The following is an 18,805-nucleotide window of genomic DNA, read 5'->3' as shown; positions in this document are numbered from 1 at the left end:
GTGGTACCGCCGGCCAAAGACGAAGACAAACTCAGCGAGCTGATCCGCGCGCGCGACGTGGCGGGCTTCGACCGCTGGTCGCTGCCCAGCTTCGACCCGGCGCGGCCGGCCCCGGAACCCGAGCCCGAACCCGAGCCGGTAGTCGAGGAGCCGCCGCAGATCGAAGAGGTGCCCGAGGAAGAGGTCAAGCCGCTGACGCTCGACGAGCTCGAGGCGATTCGCCAGGAGGCCTACAACGAGGGCTTCTCCACCGGCGAAAAGGACGGCTTCCACGCCGGCCAGATCAAGGCGCGTCAGGAAGCCGACGCGGCGCTGCAACCGCGCCTGCAGAATCTCGAAACCCTGATGTCGCACCTGCTCGAGCCCATTGCCAAACAGGACCAGATGCTCGAACAGGGCATGCTCAACCTGGTGACCCACGTGGTGCGCCAGGTGGTGCAGCGCGAGCTGGCCACCGATTCCAGCCAGATCCGCCTGGTGCTGCGCGAGGCGCTCAAGCTGCTGCCGATGGGCGCCAGCAACATCCGCATCCAGGTCAACCCGCAGGACTTCGAACTGGTGAAGGCCTTGCGCGATCGCCACGAGGAAAGCTGGAAGATCATCGAGGACGACGGCCTGCTGCCCGGCGGCTGCCGCATCGAGACCGAACATTCGCGCATCGACGCCACTGTCGAAACGCGCCTGGCCCAGGCCGTGAAGCAGCTCTTCGAGCAGCAGCGCGACCAGGCGACCCACGCCCTGGAGCCAGACCTGCACGTGAACCTCGAAGCCGATCAGGGCGGCGCCGATGCGTCTTGATCGCGTCAGCTTCGCCCGTCGTCTGCAGGGCTACAGCGACGCCGTGAGCCTGCCGACCCAGCCTGTGGTGGAGGGCCGCCTGCTGCGCATGGTCGGCCTGACGCTGGAGGCCGAGGGGCTGCAGGCCGCCGTCGGCAGCCGCTGCCAGGTGATCAACGACGGCGGCTATCACCCGGTGCAGGTGGAAGCCGAAGTCATGGGCTTTGCCGGCAGCAAGATCTACCTCATGCCGGTGGGCAGCCTCGTCGGCATCGCCCCTGGCGCCCGCGTGGTGCCGCTGCCGGACTCCGGCCGGCTGCCCATGGGCATGTCCATGCTCGGTCGCGTGCTCGACGGCGTCGGCCGCGCGCTGGACGGCAAGGGCGGCATGCGCGCCGAGGACTGGGTGCCGATGGACGGCCCGATCATCAACCCGCTGGCGCGCGACCCGATCCACGAGCCGATGGACGTCGGCATCCGCTCCATCAACTCTCTGCTCACCGTCGGTCGTGGCCAGCGCCTGGGGCTGTTCGCCGGTACCGGCGTGGGTAAGTCCGTGCTGCTGGGCATGATGACCCGCTTCACCAAGGCCGACATCATCGTGGTCGGGCTGATCGGCGAACGGGGCCGCGAGGTGAAGGAATTCATCGAGCACATCCTCGGCGAGGAAGGCCTCAAGCGCTCCGTGGTCGTTGCTTCGCCGGCGGACGATGCGCCGCTGATGCGCCTGCGCGCCGCGCAGTACTGCACCCGCATCGCCGAGTACTTCCGCGACAAGGGCAAGAACGTCCTGTTGCTGATGGATTCCCTGACCCGTTACGCCCAGGCCCAGCGTGAGATCGCCCTGGCCATCGGCGAGCCGCCGGCGACCAAGGGCTATCCGCCGTCGGTGTTCGCCAAGCTGCCGCGTCTGGTCGAGCGTGCCGGCAACGGCGAGAAGGGCGGCGGTTCGATCACCGCTTTCTACACCGTGCTCAGCGAGGGCGACGACCAGCAGGACCCGATCGCCGATGCCGCGCGGGGTGTGCTCGACGGCCACTTCGTGCTGTCGCGCCGGCTGGCCGAGGAAGGCCATTACCCGGCCATCGACATCGAAGCTTCGATCAGCCGGGTGATGCCCCAGGTCACTACGGCCGAGCACATGCGTGACGCCCAGCGCTTCAAGCAGCTGTGGTCGCGCTACCAGCAGAGCCGCGACCTGATCAGCGTCGGCGCCTACGTGGCCGGCGGCGATCCGGAAACCGACCTGGCCATCCAGCGCTTCCCGATCATGCGCCAGTTCCTCCGCCAAGCCCTGGACGAGAGCCAGAACCTCGACGACTCGCGCCTGCTGCTGGATGCAGTCGTCAGCGGCAAGGCCGGCTGATGAAGCGGCCAGGAACTGCTTTGCGTAGGATGGGTGGAGCTTGCGATACCCATCGTCTTTCAGCTCGTGGCGAGATGCAGCATGGGTACCGTTGCGCTCCACCCGTCCTACGGCTCGTGGTGAGCCAATGAACCGCCGCGCCGAACGCCTCGCCCCGGTGGTGGACATGGCGCTCAAGGCCGAGCGCGAGGCCGCGCGCCAGCTCGGCCAGATGCAGGGCCAGCTGCAGCAGGCGCAGCGCAAGCTCGCCGAGCTTGAGCGCTACCGCTACGACTACCAGCAGCAATGGATCACCAACGGCCAGCAGGGTGTCAGCGGCCAGTGGCTGATCAACTACCAGCGCTTCCTGTCCCAGCTCGAAGGCGCCGTCGAGCAGCAGAATCGCTCGGTGGCCTTCCACGAGACCAACGTGGGCAAGGCGCGGGTCATCTGGCAGGAGAAGTACGCGCGCCTCGAAGGGCTGCGCAAGCTGGTGGAACGCTACCGCGAGGAAGCGCGTCTGGCCGCCGACAAGTACGAGCAGAAACAGCTCGACGAATTCGCCCAGCGCCTGAAGCCTTCCGCCGAGCAATAGCGATCGGGTTCCGCGGAGCGCCGTGCTAGGCTCCAGTCAGTCTCCCCGGTTGGACTCCTTCATGCCTCTTCCCACGCCTGTGCCTGTGGATTTCCGGCACGTCTTCTCGTTATGGCGCCTGAGCGCCGAAGGCGATCCGATCATCACGCCGAGCAGCCACCTGCTGCCGGTTCGCTGGCAGGGGCGCTCAGCCATGCTCAAACGCGCCCTGGACATCGACGAACGCCTGGGCTCGAAGGTGCTCGACTGGTGGGGCGGCGACGGCGCAGCGCTGGTCTATGCCTACGACGGCGACACCATCCTCATGGAGCGCGCCGAGGGCACGCGGTCGCTGATGCGCATGGCGCTCAACGGCGAGGACGACCAGGCCAGCCGCATCGTCTGCGATGTCGTGCGCAAGCTGCATCAGCCACGGGAAAAGCCTCTGCCGGAGGTGATCGACCTGCGCGAGTGGTTCCGCGATCTCGCGCCTGCCGCCGTGCGCTATGGCGAGCTGTTCCCGCGTTGCCTGGAGACCGCCGAGGCGCTGCTGGCCAGCGAGCATGACCAGTGCGTACTGCATGGCGATATTCACCACGACAACATCCTGGATTTCGCCGAGCGCGGCTGGCGGGCCATCGACCCCAAGCGCCTGCATGGCGAGCGCCTGTTCGACTACGCCAACCTGCTGTGCAATCCGGACCTGCCGACCTCCCGCGAGCGCACGCGCTTCCTGCGCCAGCTCGACGTGATCGTCGAGCACGCACGCGTCGACCGGCGCCGCCTGCTGGAATGGGTGCTGGCTTTCGCCGGTCTCTCCGCCGCCTGGTTCCTCGACGATGGCATGGCCGCCGACAGCGACCTGAGCGTGGCGCACCTGGCCGCCGCCGAGCTGGACCGCATGGCATGCTGCGCCTGAACCGGGCCCTGTTGCAGGCGCATCCGCGGCTGATCAGCTCCGTCGTCATGGGTGTGCTGGTGGGGCTGGCGTGCTACCCGTTTGCGCCCATGACCCGTGTGTTGCTGGGCTGGAACTGCATGGCCTGGCTCTACGTGCTGCTGATCGGTTGGCTGGCGCTGCGCGCTGCGCCCGCGGAAGTGCGCCGCCTGGCCGAAATCGAGGACGAGAATGCCGAGGCGGTGCTGGTGCTGGTCATCGTTGCCGCCGTGGCCAGCCTGGTCGCCATCGTCGTCGAGCTGGCCACCGCCGGGCATGCCAACGGCAGTGAGAAGATCGTCCGCTACGCCTTTACCGCCAGCACGGTGCTGGGTTCCTGGTTCCTCATCGGTACCATCTTCACCATGCACTACGCCCGGCAGTTCTACTCGGCCGATGCGGCGGAGCCAGCGCTGCGCTTCCCCGAGGGCGAGAAGAATCCAGACTACTGGGACTTCCTCTACTTCTCCTTCACCCTCAGCGTGGCGGTGCAGACCTCCGACGTTGAGGTCGCCTCGCGTGCGATGCGCAAGGTGGTGCTGGCGCACTCGGTGATCGGCTTCCTGTTCAATACCGCGATCCTGGGGCTGGCGATCAACATGGGCGCGGGGCTGATCGGCTAGCTTGGGTGATCAGGGCTGCAGCGCCTCGACAGCCAGCCGTAGCGCCAGCACGACGAAGGCGAGAGTGAAGCTCCAGCGGATCAGCGTCATCACCGCCGGACGCCCGATCACATAATCGCGCACCCAGGATGCCAGCAGTCCGTAGCCGATGAACACGACGAAAGTCATCAGTGCGAACACCAGGCCCAGCATCAGGAACAGCCCCTGCGTGTCCTCGCTGCCGGCCGGCACGAACTGCGGCAGGAAGGCCAGGAAGAACAGCCCGAGCTTGGGGTTGAGCAGGTTCAGCCAGAGCCCGGTGCCCACCAGTTGCGGGGTGCTGCGCGGGCTGCTGGCCGAATCCAGCGCCACGGCGCCGCTGCCGCGAAACACCTGCCAGGCGATGAACAGCAGGTAAGCGGTGCCCAGCAGCCGGATGAGCTGGAAGCTGGCCGCGCTGGCCTGCAGGATCAGCGACAGGCCGAAGGTGGCGAGCAGCAGTTGCGGGAGCATGCCCAGCGTGCAGCCCAGCGCCGCGAGGGTGGCGGCGCGGGCGCCCAGGCCGAGACCGACGGCCAGGGTATAGAGCACGCCGGTGCCGGGCAGCAAAACGACGACGAACGCCGTCAGCAGGAATTCTGCGTTCATTCCCGTGGGTTTCCTGTGTGGAAGAAATGAGGCCGTGAGACCAGAGCAATCAGGGCGTTGACGGCTGCCTGAGCGAAGAGCGCCATTGCCCCGGTGTCAGCCCGAGCTGGCGGGCGAAGGCGCGGGTCATGTGCGACTGGTCGGCGAAGCCGGAGAGCAGGGCGGCGTCGGCCAGCGTGCGCCCCTCGCCGATGGCCTTGTGGGCCTGTCGCACGCGGTACTGCAGGAGGTAGGCGTGGGGCGTGGTGCCCAGTTCGCGGCGGAAGCGGCGCAGTGCCGCATAGGGCGTCAGCCCGGCAATGCCGGCCAGCTCCGCCAGCGCGGGAGCGTTGCGTGGGTCGTCGTGAATCCGTTCGAGCATGCGCGCCACGCTGCGGGAAGGGAGGGGCGCCACGCTCGTTTTGAGGCGCTGGTCGAGCAGCTCGCCGAACAGGTCGAGCACGCCTTCGCTGGCTTCATCGGCACTGGCCCCCGGCAGGTGTTGCAGCAGGCTGGCAATGCGCTGGGCGAGTGGCGGGTAGGCAAGGGCAGGGAGGGTGAACTCGCGCTGTGCCATGTTGCCGCCGGCCAGTTCCGCCAGCAGCGCCGGTTCCACGTAGAGCATCCACCAGCGCCGCGGCGCGCCGCGCAGGGGAATGCCGTCGTGGAGTTCATTGGGGCTCACGGTGATGATGTCGCAGGGCCCGGCCTCGACCTGTCCGCGGCCACTCCACGAGCGGTGCCCGCCTTCGAGCATCACGCCGATACCGTACTCGTCATGGGCATGGCGCGGGAAGCTGCGCTGCGTGAGTATCTCGACGCTGTGCAGGCCGGGCAGGGCGGTCGTGGTGCAGATCACTTGGTGGAGCATTGGGGCAGGCCTGCGGGAGCGGAGGGTGATAGGCAGAGTAGCCCCTCAGACCGGCGCCATCTTGAATGAAATTGACTTTCTTGGAGCCGGGAGCTTTCGGCGCGCGGTCTCGCCCTCACCCCAGCCCTCTCCCAGGGGGAGAGGGGGCCGTTCGGCAGGGATGCGGGCATCGGAGTCAGCTGGGAATGGAGGTGCAGGAAGGGCGCAGGAGTGGCGCCTGGCAGCGGATTGCTCCCTCTCCCTCCGGGAGAGGGCTGGGGTGAGGGGGCCAGGGTGGCAGGCGCCTCAGAAGAACGGCCGCGAAGCCTTGAACATGAACGCCGAGTCGCAATAGGCGTTGTGTCCGGAGTAGGCGCTGCAGTCTCCGCCGGTGAGGCTGCTGCCGCTGTACGAGAAGTTCAGGTCGATGCCGTTCCAGGGGCGGCTGAAGTTCACCGACCAGTCGCCGAATTCGCTGACGCTGCCACCGCTGTTCAGGCTCACGGGGGAGGCGAGGTTGTAGGTGGAATACTTGAAGGTCACGTCGAAGCCGAGGTCAGGCTGCACGCCCAGGTCGGTGAACAGCGTGGTGGTGCTGCGCCCGGCCTGGGCGCTGTAGGCCGCGCCGAGACGGCTGCCGAATACCGAGAGGCCGCCGTACAGGGCCTGGCTGTCGTAGTCGGGTTGTTCCGGCCGGGTGTAGCGCAGGGTACCCACTTCGTAGCCCAGCTTGCCGTCGCCCAGTGGGTGCTTGAAGCCGGCGTAGCTGTCGATCTCCAGCGGCTTTTCCTGCTCGATGTTCGAGGTCCAGCTGCCGACGTACCAGCCACTGTCGTGGGTGATGTCGAGGCCGCCCTGGGCGCTGTTGGCCTGGCCCGGCTGGACCAGCCCCTGGGCCATGCTGCGCGTTGGCGAGTTGGCGAACTTGAGTTCGAAATCGCCCAGTTCGCGCTGCATCACCTGGGCACCTGCGTACGGCGCCGCGCACAACACGCAGGCCGCGATGAGAATGGACTTGTACATGATCCCCCCTTCTTGCGGGTGCGACCCTTCCAAGGCCTCTTGCGAGCCTTCGCCCTGCGTCGCACGCGTAAAAGGGTAAAGGCATTCTCCGCGCCTGTGGCGACCGGCGGTCCATTAATCGACCTGCCGGGTACCGTTCGACCGGTCTGGCGAGGCGGTTTCCCATCGTTCGCCGAGGTTGCCGCTGTCACCGCTAGCTGCTACATCTTCAAGCTCGTGCGCGACCATCGATCGATAAGGAGAATCCCATGGCCATCACTTCCGTTCCCTCCGCTGACGGGCAGGAGCTCACCATCGTGGTCCAGGGACGTTTCGATTTCGGCGCACACCAGGAATTCCGCAATGCCTATGAGCGTGTCGAAACCACACCCAAACGCTACGTGGTGGACCTGAAGGGCGCGACTTACCTCGACAGCTCGGCGCTGGGCATGCTCCTGCTGCTGCGCGACCACGCCGGCGGCGAGAGCGCGCAGATCAGCCTGGCGCACTGCAATCCGGACGTGCGCAAGGTGCTGTCCATCTCCAACTTCGAGCAGCTGTTCAGGATCAGCTGACGCGACGCGCTCTGCAGTGGCAACGGCCATGTCCGAACTCCTCACCGTCCTGATCGCCGACGACAACGCTGCCGATCGCCTGTTGCTGTCGACCATCGTCAGCCGCCAGGGGCATCGCGTGATCACCGCCGGCAACGGGCTGGAAGCGCTCGCGCTGTTCGCCCAGGAGCGCCCGCAGCTGGTGCTGATGGATGCGCTGATGCCGGTGATGGACGGCTTCGAGGCGGCGCGGCGGATTCGCCGGCAGGCTGGCGAGGAGCTGGTGCCGATCATCTTCCTCACGTCGCTGAGCGAGCCCGAGGCGCTGGTGCAGAGCCTGGAGGCGGGCGGCGATGACTTCCTCTCCAAGCCCTACAACCGCGTCATCCTCGAAGCCAAGATCCGCGCCATGGGGCGCCTGCATCACCTGCAGCGGATGGTGCTGGAGCAGCGCGACCTGATCGCCCGGCACAACGAGCACCTGCTCAACGAGCAGCGGGTGGCCAAGGCGGTGTTCGACAAGGTGGCGCACTCGGGTTGCCTGAACGCGGCGAACATCCGCTACCTGCAATCCCCCTTCGCGCTGTTCAACGGCGACCTGCTGCTGGCGGCGTTCAAGCCCTCCGGCGGCATGCACGTGCTGCTCGGCGATTTCACCGGCCATGGCTTGCCGGCGGCCATCGGCGCCATGCCGCTGGCCGAGGTGTTCTACGGCATGACCGCCAAGGGCTACCCGATGGCGGACATCCTTCGCGAGATGAACGCCAAGCTCAAACGCATTCTCCCGGTGGGCGTGTTCTGCTGCGCGGCGGTGCTCAACCTGAGTTTCCAGCGCGGCCTGGTGGAGGTGTGGAACGGCGGCCTGCCCAACGGCTACCTGCACCGCCACGCCAGCGGCGAACTGCAGCCGCTGGTGTCGCGGCATCTGCCGCTGGGCATTCTCGACCCGTCGGCCTTCAGCGACCATGTCGAGGTCTACGCGATGGAGGAGGGCGACCGTGTGTTCCTCTTCTCCGATGGCGTGCTGGAAGCGCGCAATGCCACGGGCGAGGCCTTCGGCGAGGAGCGCCTGCACCAGGTGTTCGGTGAGGGCCTCGTGCCGTCGCGCCTGTTCGACGGCATCCAGGCGGCGGTGGCGCGTTTTCGCGGCGAGGCCCAGGACGACGTCAGCATGCTGGAGATCGCACTGGTCCCCGAGGACTCGCTGCAGCGCCCGCCGCTGGCGTTCTCCGACAACGGACTGAGCAGCCCGCTGGACTGGTCCGCCAGCTTCGAATTCCGCGCGCCGACGCTGCGCAACTTCAATCCGCTGCCCTTCCTGCTGCAACTGCTGATGGAAGTGCAAGACCTGCGCCCGCGCGGTGGTGCGCTCTACACCGTGCTCGCCGAGCTGTACTCCAACGCCCTGGAGCACGGCGTGATGGGCCTGGACTCCTCGCTCAAGTGCGATGCCGCCGGCTTCGCCCGCTATTACCAGGAGCGCAGCAAGCGCCTGGTCACCCTGCGCGACGGCTTCGTGCGCTTCCATCTTGATCTCTCCCCCCACGGCGATGGCGGGCGCCTGCTGGTGCGGGTGGAGGACAGCGGCGATGGTTTCGATGTGGGCGCAGTGCTGGCTTCGCAGAGGGCCGCCGGCAGCCTCTGCGGGCGCGGCCTGACGCTGGTCCGGCAGTTGTCTGACCGCTGTCAGTGGTCGGGTGACGGCAAGGCGGTCTCCGTGGAGTTCTTCTGGTCGGCTCAGGCATAATCGGAGCCTTCTTGTCCCCCGCAGGGTGGCGAGCCGTCTTTCAGGGAGTGCCCAATGTCCGAGCCGCATCTCGATGGCGCCGTGCTGAGCAATTTGCTGTCGATCATGGAAGACGAGTATCCGCTCCTGGTGGAAACCTTCCTCAGCGACTCCGAGGAGCGCCTGCGCAGCATCCGCGAGGCCTCCGCCGCCAGTGATGCGCCGGCCTTGCGCCACGCCGCGCACAGCTTCAAGGGCAGTTGCGGCAACATGGGCGCCTCGGTACTGAGCAGCCTGTGCAAGCGCCTGGAGGAGGCCGCGCGGCAGAACGACCTGGCCGGCGCGCAAGGCCTGATCGGCAAGGTCGAGCACGAATTTTCCATCGTCCGCACCCTGCTGTTGCCCGGTCGCCCCTGACCTTTTCCGAGTTGGCCCGCGCCTTGCTATCTCCGTGTTGGATATTCACATCAACGGAGAACTCCGATGGCTGTCGCCCCGGATATTTTATTGACGTCGACGCCTGACACCCGGCCCAAGGCGGCGCTCTCCAAGTCTGCGCAAAGTTCGTCGAACAGCAGCAGCGACAAGGGTTCCAGCTTCGCCGACGTCTACGCCAAGGAGCAGCGGCCAGCCGCCAGCGAGCGCGCCGACAAACCGGTGAAGGCGAAGAACGACAAGCCGCGGGAGAGTGCCGACAAGGACACCGCGAGCAAGGATTCCACCGCGCCGGCTGCCGCCGACCAGCCAAAGGTTGCCGAGGACGGCAAGGCCTTGCCGGCCGATGGCGCCAGCAAGGCGGAGGAGAAGGTGGCGGATACCGAGGCCAGCCCCGACGCGACCCTCGACCCGCTGCTGATGCTCGGTATGACCGGCCAGCTGCCGGAGCCTGAGGCGCCGCCGCTGGTGGTCAGCAGCGGTACCAGCCCGCTCACCGATGCCAGCAGCGATGGCGATCTGCAGAAGCTCAACGAGATTCCGGGGGTGAACCTGACGCTCGCCGTGGGCGCTGACGACCAGGCCCAGCAGGCGCAACAGACACAGCTCACTGGTCATCTCGGCGCCAAGGCGGGGGACAAGTCACTGGATGCCAGCGGCAAGAACGATCTGTCCGCCGCCCTGGCTGCGCTGACCTCGGACTCGACTGCCAAGGGCTCTGAAACCAAGCTCGCTGAAGGCGCGCTGAAAGATGGCGCCGACCTCATCCAGCAGCTGGCGGACGTGCAGGCCGACGCCAAGCCGGAGATGCCGCGCAACGAGGCGTTTGCCGCACGCCTGGAGTCGCTGACGCAGGCGCTGAACACGCCGCAGGCCATGACCAGTCGCCCGGTGAACCCGCTGGTGCCGGGGCAGGCTGTGTCCGTGCAGCAGAACGGCTGGACCGACCAGGTGGTGGACCGGGTGATGTGGATGTCCTCGCAGAACCTCAAGTCGGCCGAGATCCAGATGGACCCGGCCAACCTCGGCCGCCTGGAAGTGCGCATCCACATGACCGGCGACCAGACCCAGGTGAACTTCGTCAGTGCCAACGCCAACGTCCGCGAAGCGCTGGACAGCCAGCAGCACCGCCTGCGCGAGATGTTCAACCAGCAGGGCATGCAGCTGGATGTGAACGTTTCCGACCAGTCTGCCCGTGGCTGGCAGCAACAGCAGCAAGGCGACGGCCGTGGCGGCTCGCGGAGCGTGGCGGGTAGCGGTAGCGGCGACGATGAGCCGATGATCAGTGGCGTGTCCGAGATCCGCCCGCAGACGGCGGCGCAGGGCAGGGGATTGGTGGATTACTACGCGTGATCGGGTGGGAGCCTTCCGGGTGATGCTGTGCTGTCTGGAAGCGCCCCCTCCCTGACCCTCCCCCTGAAGAGAGAGGGGCCTTGTTCGGCGCGTGCTGAAAGATCGGCGCTCGCCGGATGGCACAATGCCAAGAACGGCACGGTTAGCTCCCTCTCTCTTCGGAGCGGGGCGCGTAGCCAGGGCGGGGGAGAGGGTATAGGCCCGAGCGCCAGGTTTTCCCTTGCTCGCGAACCCCCTCAACCCCCGGCCCATCCAGCTCAGTGGAAAATTCTTACTCCTCCCCGTGACATCCTCCGTCTAGCCTGTAATATCCGCGGCGTCGCCAGTAGGACTCTTCCAAACTGGCACAGCCCTTGCTGCTACCCCGGTATCAGCGCTTCGCGCCGCAAAAGTGACGGATTATTGGCATGGCCAAGAAAGAACAGACGCCTTCTCTCCCCGATGGCCAGGCGCCCGGCAAGGGCAAGCTGAAGCTCATCATCATCATCGTGCTGGCCTTCCTGCTGGCGGTGGGTGCGTCGGTGGGCGGTACCTGGTTCTTCCTGCACAAGAGCGCCAAGCCCGACGAAGCCGAAGCCAAGGCCGCGGAACACGCCGAGCCGACGAAGAAGCAGGCGGTCTACGAGATTCTCGCGCCGTCCTTCGTGGTCAACTTCAATCAGAACGGCCGCCAGCGCTATCTTCAGGTAGCCGTTGCCCTGATGGGCCGCGACCAGGCGCAGATGGATGCCCTGCGCGAGCAGATGCCGCTGGTGCGCAACCAGCTGGTGATGCTGTTCTCCAGCCAGAATTTCGACAATCTGGTGACCCCGGTCGGCAAGGAGATGCTTCGCCAGCAGGCCACGTCCAGTCTTCAGGAACTGGCGAAGAAGGCGACCGGTCAGTTGACCGTGGAGCAAGTGCTTTTCACCAATTTCGTATTGCAGTAGGTACCCGCCATGGCCATGCAGGATCTACTTTCCCAGGACGAGATCGACGCGCTGTTGCACGGTGTCGACGACGGCCTGGTGGAAACCGAGTCCGACGTCGAGCCGGGGGCGATCAAGTCCTACGACCTGACCAGTCAGGACCGCATCGTCCGGGGCCGCATGCCGACCCTGGAGATGATCAACGAGCGGTTCGCCCGCTACACCCGCATCAGCATGTTCAACCTGCTGCGTCGCTCGGCGGATGTTGCCGTGGGCGGCGTGCAGGTGATGAAGTTCGGTGAGTACGTGCACTCGCTGTACGTGCCCACCAGCCTCAATCTGGTGAAGATGAAGCCGCTGCGCGGCACCGCGCTGTTCATCCTTGACGCCAAGCTGGTGTTCAAGCTGGTGGACAACTTCTTTGGCGGTGACGGTCGTCACGCCAAGATCGAGGGGCGCGAGTTCACCCCCACCGAGCTGCGCGTGGTGCGCATGGTCATCGAGCAGGCCTTCGTCGATCTCGCCGAAGCCTGGCATGCGGTAATGCCGATCACCTTCGAGTACGTGAACTCCGAGGTGAACCCGGCGATGGCCAACATCGTCAGCCCCAGCGAAGTGGTGGTGGTTTCCACCTTCCATATCGAGCTGGATGGCGGCGGCGGCGACCTGCACATCACCCTGCCGTACGCGATGATCGAGCCGATCCGCGAGATGCTCGACGCCGGTTTCCAGTCCGACGTGGACGATCAGGACGAACGCTGGATCAACGCCCTGCGCGAGGACATCCTCGACGTCAACGTGCCGCTGGGCGCCACCGTCGTGCGTCGTCAGCTCAAGCTGCGGGACATCCTGCACATGCAGCCGGGCGACGTGATCCCGGTGGAGCTGCCCGATCACATGATCATGCGCGCCAACGGCGTGCCTTCCTTCAAGGTCAAGCTGGGTTCGCACAAGGGCAACCTGGCGCTGCAGATTCTCGATCCGCTCGTGCGCCCGCGCTGAGCGAATCCCAAGAGGACACACCATGTCAGACGAAGAAAACGTAACTCCCGAAGAGCAGGCGCTGGCCGACGAGTGGGCCGCGGCGCTCTCCGAATCGGGTGACGCCAACCAGGACGACATCGATGCGATGATGGCCAGTGCCGCGCCTCCGGCCGTGCCTGCCGCGCCGCGCGCGCCGATGGAAGAGTTCGGCATGGCGCCCAAGGCACCGACCATTGCCGGGCTCGAAGGCCCGAACCTGGACGTGATCCTGGATATCCCGGTGACCATTTCCATGGAGGTCGGCCATACCGACATCAGCATCCGCAACCTGCTGCAGCTCAACCAGGGCTCGGTGATCGAACTCGATCGCCTGGCCGGCGAGCCGCTGGACGTGCTGGTCAACGGCACCCTGATCGCTCATGGCGAAGTGGTGGTGGTGAACGAGAAGTTCGGCATCCGCCTCACCGACGTGATCAGCCCCAGCGAACGCATCAAGAAGCTGCGCTGACATGGGCCGCCTGCTCGCGAATCCCCGTCTGCTCTCCAGCGTAGGCGCCCTGCCGCTGCTGGGGCTGTCCCTCTTCGCTCTGGGCGAGGAGGCCAAGGCGCCGGCATCCAACCCGGCCATCGTCCATGCCAGCTCCACGCCGAGCCTCATCACCGGTAGTGCCGGCGCGCAGCTGATGCAGTTGCTGCTGGGCCTGGTGCTGGTGGTCGGCCTGATCTTCCTGCTGGCCTGGCTGGTGCGCCGCGTGCAACAGGTCGTGCCGCGCGGCAACCAGGCAATCCGCCTGATTTCCAGCCAGTCCCTCGGCCCGCGTGATCGGCTGGTGCTGGTGCAGGTGGGCGAGGAGCAGGTGCTGCTGGGCCTGACGCCTGGTCGCATCACCCCGCTGCACGTCATGCGCCAGCCAGTGCATGCCGCCGAATCGGAACCGGCGCAGCCGGAATTCGCCCAGCGCCTGCTGGAATTGCTGAACAAGGACAAGGGCCGCCCGCAGTGACCCGCTCGCCGAACCTCTCCGTTCTGATCGGTGCGCTCAAGGCAGTCGCGCCGCTGCTCCTGGGTCTGCTGGCGCTGATGGCGCCGCAGGCCTTCGCCGCCGATCCGACGCAGCTGACGGCGATCACCGTGACCACCAACCCGCAGGGGCAGCAGGAATACTCGGTCAGCCTGCAGATCCTGCTGATCATGACCGCGCTGAGCTTCATCCCGGCGTTCGTCATGCTGATGACCAGCTTCACCCGGATCATCATCGTCTTCTCCATCCTGCGCCAGGCGCTGGGCCTGCAGAGCACGCCGTCGAACCAGGTACTGATCGGCCTGGCGATGTTCCTCACCCTGTTCGTCATGGCGCCGGTGTTCGACAAGATCAACACGACTGCGCTGCAGCCTTACCTGAGCGAGCAGATCCCCGCGCAGGAAGCACTTACTCGCGCGGAAGTGCCGCTCAAGGCCTTCATGCTGGCGCAGACCCGGCAATCGGACCTGGAGCTGTTCGTGCGGCTGTCCAAGCGCACCGACATCGCCAGCGCCGACGCCACGCCCCTGACCATCCTGGTGCCGGCGTTCGTCACTTCGGAGTTGAAGACTGCGTTCCAGATCGGTTTCATGATCTTCATTCCGTTCCTGATCATCGACCTGGTGGTGTCCAGCGTGCTGATGGCGATGGGCATGATGATGCTGTCGCCGCTGATCATCTCGCTGCCGTTCAAGATCATGCTGTTCGTCCTGGTGGACGGCTGGGCATTGATCATCGGCACGCTCGCCGGCAGTTTCGGGACGGTCTAGCGATGAACCCCTCTGCTGAACGACAGGAGCAGCCATGACCCCCGAAGTCGCCGTCGACCTGTTCCGTGAAGCGCTCTGGCTGACCGCCGTGATGGTCGGCATCCTGGTGCTGCCCAGCCTGCTGGTGGGCCTGATCGTGGCGATGTTCCAGGCCGCCACGCAGATCAACGAGCAGACCCTGAGCTTCCTGCCGCGCCTGCTGGTGGTGCTGCTCACCCTCATCGTGCTGGGCCCCTGGCTGCTGCGGCAGTTGATGGAATACACCCAGTCACTGATCACCAGCATCCCGACGCTGATCGGCTGATGCTCGAGCTCAGCAACGCGCAGATCGGCGGCTGGATCGGAGCCTTCCTGTTCCCGTTATTCCGCATCGCCGCCATGCTGATGGTGATGCCGATCATCGGCACCCAGCTGGTGCCGACCCGCGTGCGCCTGTACCTGTCCGTGGCGATTGCCGTGGCGCTGGTGCCCAACCTGCCGCCGATGCCACAGGTGGATGCGCTGAGCCTCAAGGCGATGGTCTACATCGCCCAGGAAATCCTCGTCGGCGCCATGCTCGGCTTCGTCCTGCAGCTGATGTTCCATGCCTTCGTCATTTCCGGGCAGATCATCTCCATGCAGATGGGCCTGGGCTTCGCGTCCATGATCGATCCCACCAACGGCATCTCGGTGCCGGTACTGGGGCAGTTCTTCACCATGCTGGTGACCCTGCTGTTCCTCTCCATGAACGGCCACCTGGTGGTCTTCGAGGTACTGGCGGAAAGCTTCACCACGCTGCCGGTGGGCGAGGGGCTGTCGAGCAACCATTTCATCACGGTGGCCGGCAAGCTCGGCTGGGTGCTGGGCGCAGGTCTGATGATCGCCTTGCCGGCGATCACCGCGCTGCTGGTGGTCAACCTGGCGTTCGGCGCCATGACCCGCGCGGCACCCCAGCTGAACATCTTCTCGATCGGTTTCCCGCTCACCCTGATCATGGGCTTCGTCATTGTCTGGATTGGCAGTGCCGAGATTCTCACCCAGTACCAGGCGCTGGCCAGTGAGGGCCTGCGCCTGCTTCGCGAACTCGTGGGGGCCCACTGATGGCCGAAAACGACAGTAGTAGCGAAGACAAGACAGAGGAACCTACCGAGAAACGGCGCCGCGACGCGCGCGAGAAGGGGCAGCTCCCTCGGTCCAAGGAGCTCAATACCCTGGCCGTGCTGCTCGCTGGCGCCGGAGCCCTGCTGATGTTTGGCGCCAGCCTGGCCGATGCGCTGATGCGCCTGATGCGCGGCAGCTTCGAGCTGGACCGCGCCACGGTGATGAACAGCGAGAGCATGCTCAACCTGTTGATCGCTGGCGGCAAGATCGGCGCCGATGCGGTCTGGCCGGTCCTGGCGGTGTTGCTGGTCGCGGCGCTGGTCGGCCCGGTCGCGCTGGGTGGCTGGCTGTTCTCCGGCGAAGCGCTGGCCCCCAAGTTCAGCCGGCTCAATCCGCTGGCCGGGCTCAAGCGCATGTTCTCACTGCGCTCGCTGACCGAGCTGCTCAAGGCCCTGGCCAAGTTCGTGCTGGTGCTGATCGTGGCGATCCTGGTGCTCAAGTCCGATCAGGACGACCTGTTGGCCATCTCCCACGAGCCGCTGGAACAGGCCATGGTGCACAGCGCACGGATCGTCGGCTGGAGCGCCTTCTGGCTGGCCTGCAGCATCATCTTCATCGCCGCCGCGGACGTGCCCTTCCAGCTCTGGGACAACCGCAAGAAGCTGATGATGACCAAGCAGGAGGTCAAGGACGAGTACAAGGACTCCGAGGGCAAGCCGGAGGTCAAGGCCAAGGTCCGCCAGATGCAGCGCGAGATGGCCAACCGGCGGATGATGCAGGCGGTGCCCGAAGCCGACGTCATCATCACCAACCCGACGCACTTCGCCGTGGCCCTGAAATACGACGCGGAGAGGGGTGGGGCGCCCAGGCTGCTGGCCAAGGGCAACGACTTCATGGCGCTGAAGATTCGCGAGATCGCCCAGGAGCACAAGGTCACGGTGCTCGAATCGCCGGCGCTGGCGCGGGCGGTTTACTACTCCACCGAACTCGACCACGAGATTCCCGCCGGCCTCTACCTCGCCGTGGCCCAGGTGCTGGCCTACGTCTACCAGCTCAAGCAGTACCGCGCGGGCAAGGGCAAGCGTCCGGGACCGATGCCGAACCTGCCGATCCCGCCGGATTTGCGACGCGACGAGTGATTCGTCGGCGCTGCTGCTGCGTTAGGATGGTCGGCTCGTGCCCGGCGTCAGAGATGCCGGGCAGCCTGTTCTGCCAAGGGAAAGTGCCATGTTGCAAGGAGCCTTGTTCCAGGGGGCCGGCGCGCGTTTCGCGTTCTGGCTGCTCTTCTGCCTGCTTTGCGCCCCGTTCGCCTGGGCTGCCGAACCTGTCGACGGCGGCGTGCTGCTGCCGCCGAACGAGCGTGTGGTGGATGTCACTGGCACGCTGGATCAGCCCACCAAAACCCATCTGATCGACAAGCTCAAGGCCCTGGAGGACCGGCGTGGTGCGCAGATCGCCGTGGTGATGCTGCCGACGGTGGGCAAGATGGGCATTGAGGCCTTCTCCAACAAGCTATTCGACCTCTGGAAGCTCGGCCGCAAGGGCGTGGACGACGGTGTGCTGCTGGTGGTGGCGAAGGACGATCACCTGATGCGCATCGAGGTCGGCTATGGCCTGGAAGGCGCGATTCCCGACGTGCTGGCCGGGCGCATCATCCGCGAGCGCATGGCGCCTGCCTTCCGCCAGGACGACTATGCCGGCGGCATCGAGTCGGCGGTGGATGCGCTGATCCTGCTGGTGGATGGCGAGGCGTTGCCTGAGCCGGCCCCCGAACCTTTGACGTTCCCGCTGGAGGCCTGGCTGCTGCTGGCGTCCTTCGTGGCCGGTGGCGTGGGTGGCGTGCTGCTTGCCGCACGGCGGATCGGCTGGCGCGGCGCACTGGCGTTCTGCGCGGTGGTGGTCGTGCTGGTGGCCATATTGTCCGGCGGCAAGGATGCCCTGGGAGTGGCTGCCATCACGCCGATCTGCCTGCTGGTCGGCGGCGCCACCTTCGGCGCGCTGTGGACGGCGCGTGTGGTGTTCTACAGCGTGCTGGGGCTGATCGCCTACTGCATCCTGCTCGGCTTCCTGACGCCGCGCTTCGGCGGCCTGCTGTGGGTCTATGCGCTCGCAGCTCCGCTGGGCGTGCTGATGGTCACTGGCCTTTGGTGGCTGCTGATCTCGATGATGCGCGACGTCTGGCGCGGACCTCGCAAGGGGCGCAAAGGGCGCAAGACCGCCAAGGCGCCGGCCGGGCACAAGGCCTTCTACTGGCGCCTGGCGATATTCTTCGGCCTGTACCTGCTGATCGGTTTCTCCGCCGGTGCTCCGGCGGCTCCGTTGAACTGGCTGCTGGTGCTGCCGTTCATGTGCCTGCCGGGGCTGGTGGTGTTCGCGGCGGGGCAGGGCGGCGCGGGCGGCAGCTCGGGCTCCGGCGGTAGTTCGTCCAGCGGGTCATCCGGCGGCAGTTCGGGCGGTGGGTTCTCCGGTGGCGGTGGCTCCAGCGGCGGAGGCGGTGCCTCCGGGAGCTGGTGACCGGCCTAAAGACAGGGGAACCTTTCGCCGGGACGTGCCAGTCGAACCTTCGAGGCGAGGGCACCAGCCTTCGTGCGCCGGGACACTGCGCGGAGAAGGACGATGAGCGAAGCGGGTCACTTCAGGGTGCTGGCGATGGCGGTGGGCGTCGGTCTGTGCGGCGCGTGCGCGCCCGATACGCCGACGACGCAGTATCGCCTGCAGGTCTGCGGCACGCAGCACGAGGCGCAGGTGACGGATCGCTGGTGGGGCTCGCTCTATGTCGCCCAGCTCAGCGGCGACAACCAGTTGGTGGTTGGCGTGCCGCTGGCGGTGCAGGGCGAGGGCGGTCGCCCGGCGACGCTAACCGCGCAGTTCCACCTGACCACTGCGCAGGACCAGTTGCGCGTCGATCCTTCGAAGCTTTCCGGGCGCTACGCCATCGGTCCGCAGCGCGAGGGCCGGGCAAGGCTGGGTGAGGGCGCGGCGGTACTGTTTCAGGAGGTGCCCGAGGATGCCCTGCGCGCCAGCCATGGCGAGCTGGTGATCGACCGCGTGGAGATCGTCCGCAGCGAGGACGACACCGAGTACGGCGTGATGTCCGGGCACTACCGTTTCGAGGCGCGAAGTGACGCCAACCAGTCCACCTGCGCGGTGGCGGGCAGCTTCAAGGACGGCACTTTCAAGCTGGTGAAAGACAGTTCCTGAAGCGTTTCGAAGAAGTTGGAACGCTTCCTGCAAAACCCTGTGCGGATGCCCGGTTGGG

At 66.3% G+C, this 18,805-nt stretch carries 22 protein-coding genes; 19 read left to right on the top strand and 3 right to left on the bottom strand.

Going from position 1 to position 18,805, the window contains the following annotated elements:
• The 5 genes from fliH to IB261_RS21060 all read left to right on the top strand — a co-directional run bounded on the left by fliH (position 1) and on the right by IB261_RS21060 (position 4,256).
• Positions 1–798 (top strand): flagellar assembly protein FliH, encoded by a 798-nt coding sequence (gene fliH / locus IB261_RS21080; RefSeq protein ID WP_192381212.1) that lies wholly within the window; start codon positions 1–3, stop codon positions 796–798.
• Positions 788–2,143, top strand: a complete 1,356-nt coding sequence (fliI, locus tag IB261_RS21075; RefSeq protein WP_192381213.1) for a flagellar protein export ATPase FliI — start codon at positions 788–790, stop codon at positions 2,141–2,143. Before fliH ends, fliI begins: the two co-directional genes overlap by 11 nt.
• Before the next feature lie 127 nt (positions 2,144–2,270).
• Entirely contained in the window at positions 2,271–2,717 is a 447-nt protein-coding gene (gene fliJ, locus IB261_RS21070) for a flagellar export protein FliJ (protein WP_081519279.1), read from the top strand.
• A 61-nt stretch (positions 2,718–2,778) separates the two neighbouring features.
• Positions 2,779–3,615: an aminoglycoside phosphotransferase family protein gene (locus IB261_RS21065; protein WP_192381214.1), complete on the top strand. Its 837-nt coding sequence runs from the start codon at positions 2,779–2,781 to the stop codon at positions 3,613–3,615.
• The gene (locus IB261_RS21060) at positions 3,603–4,256 is read left to right on the top strand and encodes a DUF1345 domain-containing protein (RefSeq protein ID WP_192381215.1); all 654 of its coding nucleotides are present in this window, start codon (positions 3,603–3,605) and stop codon (positions 4,254–4,256) included. Before IB261_RS21065 ends, IB261_RS21060 begins: the two co-directional genes overlap by 13 nt.
• Before the next feature lie 9 nt (positions 4,257–4,265).
• Here the strand turns inward: IB261_RS21060 and IB261_RS21055 are convergent, their stop codons facing one another.
• The 3 genes from IB261_RS21055 to IB261_RS21045 all read right to left on the bottom strand — a co-directional run bounded on the left by IB261_RS21055 (position 4,266) and on the right by IB261_RS21045 (position 6,735).
• Positions 4,266–4,883: a LysE family translocator gene (locus tag IB261_RS21055; protein WP_192381216.1), complete on the bottom strand. Its 618-nt coding sequence runs from the start codon at positions 4,881–4,883 to the stop codon at positions 4,266–4,268.
• A 49-nt stretch (positions 4,884–4,932) separates the two neighbouring features.
• Entirely contained in the window at positions 4,933–5,733 is an 801-nt protein-coding gene (locus IB261_RS21050; RefSeq protein ID WP_192381217.1) for a helix-turn-helix transcriptional regulator, read from the bottom strand.
• Positions 5,734–6,018: 285 nt separating this feature from the next.
• Positions 6,019–6,735 carry a TorF family putative porin gene (locus tag IB261_RS21045; RefSeq protein WP_081519283.1) on the bottom strand — a complete coding sequence of 239 codons (717 nt, stop codon included), beginning with the start codon at positions 6,733–6,735 and terminating at the stop codon, positions 6,019–6,021.
• Between the two features lie 248 nt (positions 6,736–6,983).
• Between IB261_RS21045 and IB261_RS21040 the strand changes: the two genes are divergently transcribed.
• From IB261_RS21040 to IB261_RS20975, 14 genes are all read left to right on the top strand, one after another.
• The gene (locus IB261_RS21040) at positions 6,984–7,289 is read left to right on the top strand and encodes an STAS domain-containing protein (protein WP_151187840.1); all 306 of its coding nucleotides are present in this window, start codon (positions 6,984–6,986) and stop codon (positions 7,287–7,289) included.
• Between the two features lie 28 nt (positions 7,290–7,317).
• Positions 7,318–9,015, top strand: a complete 1,698-nt coding sequence (locus IB261_RS21035) for an ATP-binding SpoIIE family protein phosphatase (RefSeq protein ID WP_192381218.1) — start codon at positions 7,318–7,320, stop codon at positions 9,013–9,015.
• Between the two features lie 54 nt (positions 9,016–9,069).
• Complete coding sequence (locus IB261_RS21030) at positions 9,070–9,411, top strand: Hpt domain-containing protein (protein ID WP_151187839.1); 342 nt, start codon at positions 9,070–9,072, stop codon at positions 9,409–9,411.
• 66 nt (positions 9,412–9,477) lie between these two features.
• Positions 9,478–10,782 carry a flagellar hook-length control protein FliK gene (locus tag IB261_RS21025; protein ID WP_192381219.1) on the top strand — a complete coding sequence of 435 codons (1,305 nt, stop codon included), beginning with the start codon at positions 9,478–9,480 and terminating at the stop codon, positions 10,780–10,782.
• Between the two features lie 407 nt (positions 10,783–11,189).
• On the top strand, positions 11,190–11,711 hold the full coding sequence (gene fliL, locus IB261_RS21020; protein WP_081519288.1) for a flagellar basal body-associated protein FliL: 522 nt from the start codon (positions 11,190–11,192) through the stop codon (positions 11,709–11,711).
• 9 nt (positions 11,712–11,720) lie between these two features.
• Positions 11,721–12,692 (top strand): flagellar motor switch protein FliM, encoded by a 972-nt coding sequence (fliM, locus tag IB261_RS21015; RefSeq protein ID WP_081519289.1) that lies wholly within the window; start codon positions 11,721–11,723, stop codon positions 12,690–12,692.
• A gap of 22 nt (positions 12,693–12,714) precedes the next feature.
• Positions 12,715–13,182, top strand: coding sequence for a flagellar motor switch protein FliN (fliN, locus tag IB261_RS21010; RefSeq protein ID WP_192381220.1), 468 nt, complete (start codon positions 12,715–12,717; stop codon positions 13,180–13,182).
• A 1-nt stretch (position 13,183) separates the two neighbouring features.
• Positions 13,184–13,678 carry a flagellar biosynthetic protein FliO gene (gene fliO / locus IB261_RS21005; protein WP_225605915.1) on the top strand — a complete coding sequence of 165 codons (495 nt, stop codon included), beginning with the start codon at positions 13,184–13,186 and terminating at the stop codon, positions 13,676–13,678.
• A gap of 77 nt (positions 13,679–13,755) precedes the next feature.
• Positions 13,756–14,466, top strand: a complete 711-nt coding sequence (fliP, locus tag IB261_RS21000; RefSeq protein WP_225594669.1) for a flagellar type III secretion system pore protein FliP — start codon at positions 13,756–13,758, stop codon at positions 14,464–14,466.
• 34 nt (positions 14,467–14,500) lie between these two features.
• Positions 14,501–14,770, top strand: coding sequence for a flagellar biosynthesis protein FliQ (gene fliQ, locus IB261_RS20995; protein WP_045212070.1), 270 nt, complete (start codon positions 14,501–14,503; stop codon positions 14,768–14,770).
• Positions 14,770–15,546: a flagellar biosynthetic protein FliR gene (fliR, locus tag IB261_RS20990; protein WP_081519293.1), complete on the top strand. Its 777-nt coding sequence runs from the start codon at positions 14,770–14,772 to the stop codon at positions 15,544–15,546. Before fliQ ends, fliR begins: the two co-directional genes overlap by 1 nt.
• A complete protein-coding gene (gene flhB / locus IB261_RS20985) occupies positions 15,546–16,685 on the top strand; it encodes a flagellar biosynthesis protein FlhB (protein ID WP_192381221.1) in 1,140 nt (379 codons plus the stop codon). The genes fliR and flhB overlap by 1 nt, the downstream gene beginning before the upstream one ends.
• 88 nt (positions 16,686–16,773) lie before the next feature.
• Entirely contained in the window at positions 16,774–18,060 is a 1,287-nt protein-coding gene (locus IB261_RS20980; protein ID WP_192381222.1) for a TPM domain-containing protein, read from the top strand.
• Between the two features lie 102 nt (positions 18,061–18,162).
• Entirely contained in the window at positions 18,163–18,747 is a 585-nt protein-coding gene (locus tag IB261_RS20975; protein WP_192381223.1) for a hypothetical protein, read from the top strand.
• Positions 18,748–18,805: the final 58 nt, after the last annotated feature.

The organism is Pseudomonas sp. PDM20 (assembly GCF_014852575.3).
In the GTDB taxonomy this organism is placed as follows: domain Bacteria; phylum Pseudomonadota; class Gammaproteobacteria; order Pseudomonadales; family Pseudomonadaceae; genus Pseudomonas.
Note: the sequence above shows the minus strand (reverse complement) of the source record. Positions and strands in the feature narration are given on the sequence as shown.

What these genes read in the sequence shown, in the direction of transcription:
- IB261_RS21055 (WP_192381216.1), bottom strand. Translation starts at nt 4,883, where the DNA reads ATGAACGCAGAATTCCTGCTGACGGCGTTCGTCGTCGTTTTGCTGCCC.
- fliM (WP_081519289.1), top strand. Translation starts at nt 11,721, where the DNA reads ATGGCCATGCAGGATCTACTTTCCCAGGACGAGATCGACGCGCTGTTG.
- fliR (WP_081519293.1), top strand. Translation starts at nt 14,770, where the DNA reads ATGCTCGAGCTCAGCAACGCGCAGATCGGCGGCTGGATCGGAGCCTTC.
- IB261_RS21050 (WP_192381217.1), bottom strand. Translation starts at nt 5,733, where the DNA reads ATGCTCCACCAAGTGATCTGCACCACGACCGCCCTGCCCGGCCTGCAC.
- fliN (WP_192381220.1), top strand. Translation starts at nt 12,715, where the DNA reads ATGTCAGACGAAGAAAACGTAACTCCCGAAGAGCAGGCGCTGGCCGAC.
- IB261_RS21065 (WP_192381214.1), top strand. Translation starts at nt 2,779, where the DNA reads ATGCCTCTTCCCACGCCTGTGCCTGTGGATTTCCGGCACGTCTTCTCG.
- flhB (WP_192381221.1), top strand. Translation starts at nt 15,546, where the DNA reads ATGGCCGAAAACGACAGTAGTAGCGAAGACAAGACAGAGGAACCTACC.
- IB261_RS21060 (WP_192381215.1), top strand. Translation starts at nt 3,603, where the DNA reads ATGCTGCGCCTGAACCGGGCCCTGTTGCAGGCGCATCCGCGGCTGATC.
- fliP (WP_225594669.1), top strand. Translation starts at nt 13,756, where the DNA reads ATGGCGCCGCAGGCCTTCGCCGCCGATCCGACGCAGCTGACGGCGATC.
- IB261_RS21030 (WP_151187839.1), top strand. Translation starts at nt 9,070, where the DNA reads ATGTCCGAGCCGCATCTCGATGGCGCCGTGCTGAGCAATTTGCTGTCG.
- fliI (WP_192381213.1), top strand. Translation starts at nt 788, where the DNA reads ATGCGTCTTGATCGCGTCAGCTTCGCCCGTCGTCTGCAGGGCTACAGC.
- IB261_RS21040 (WP_151187840.1), top strand. Translation starts at nt 6,984, where the DNA reads ATGGCCATCACTTCCGTTCCCTCCGCTGACGGGCAGGAGCTCACCATC.
- IB261_RS21025 (WP_192381219.1), top strand. Translation starts at nt 9,478, where the DNA reads ATGGCTGTCGCCCCGGATATTTTATTGACGTCGACGCCTGACACCCGG.
- fliL (WP_081519288.1), top strand. Translation starts at nt 11,190, where the DNA reads ATGGCCAAGAAAGAACAGACGCCTTCTCTCCCCGATGGCCAGGCGCCC.
- fliO (WP_225605915.1), top strand. Translation starts at nt 13,184, where the DNA reads ATGGGCCGCCTGCTCGCGAATCCCCGTCTGCTCTCCAGCGTAGGCGCC.
- IB261_RS21045 (WP_081519283.1), bottom strand. Translation starts at nt 6,735, where the DNA reads ATGTACAAGTCCATTCTCATCGCGGCCTGCGTGTTGTGCGCGGCGCCG.
- IB261_RS20975 (WP_192381223.1), top strand. Translation starts at nt 18,163, where the DNA reads ATGAGCGAAGCGGGTCACTTCAGGGTGCTGGCGATGGCGGTGGGCGTC.
- IB261_RS20980 (WP_192381222.1), top strand. Translation starts at nt 16,774, where the DNA reads ATGTTGCAAGGAGCCTTGTTCCAGGGGGCCGGCGCGCGTTTCGCGTTC.
- fliJ (WP_081519279.1), top strand. Translation starts at nt 2,271, where the DNA reads ATGAACCGCCGCGCCGAACGCCTCGCCCCGGTGGTGGACATGGCGCTC.
- fliQ (WP_045212070.1), top strand. Translation starts at nt 14,501, where the DNA reads ATGACCCCCGAAGTCGCCGTCGACCTGTTCCGTGAAGCGCTCTGGCTG.
- IB261_RS21035 (WP_192381218.1), top strand. Translation starts at nt 7,318, where the DNA reads ATGTCCGAACTCCTCACCGTCCTGATCGCCGACGACAACGCTGCCGAT.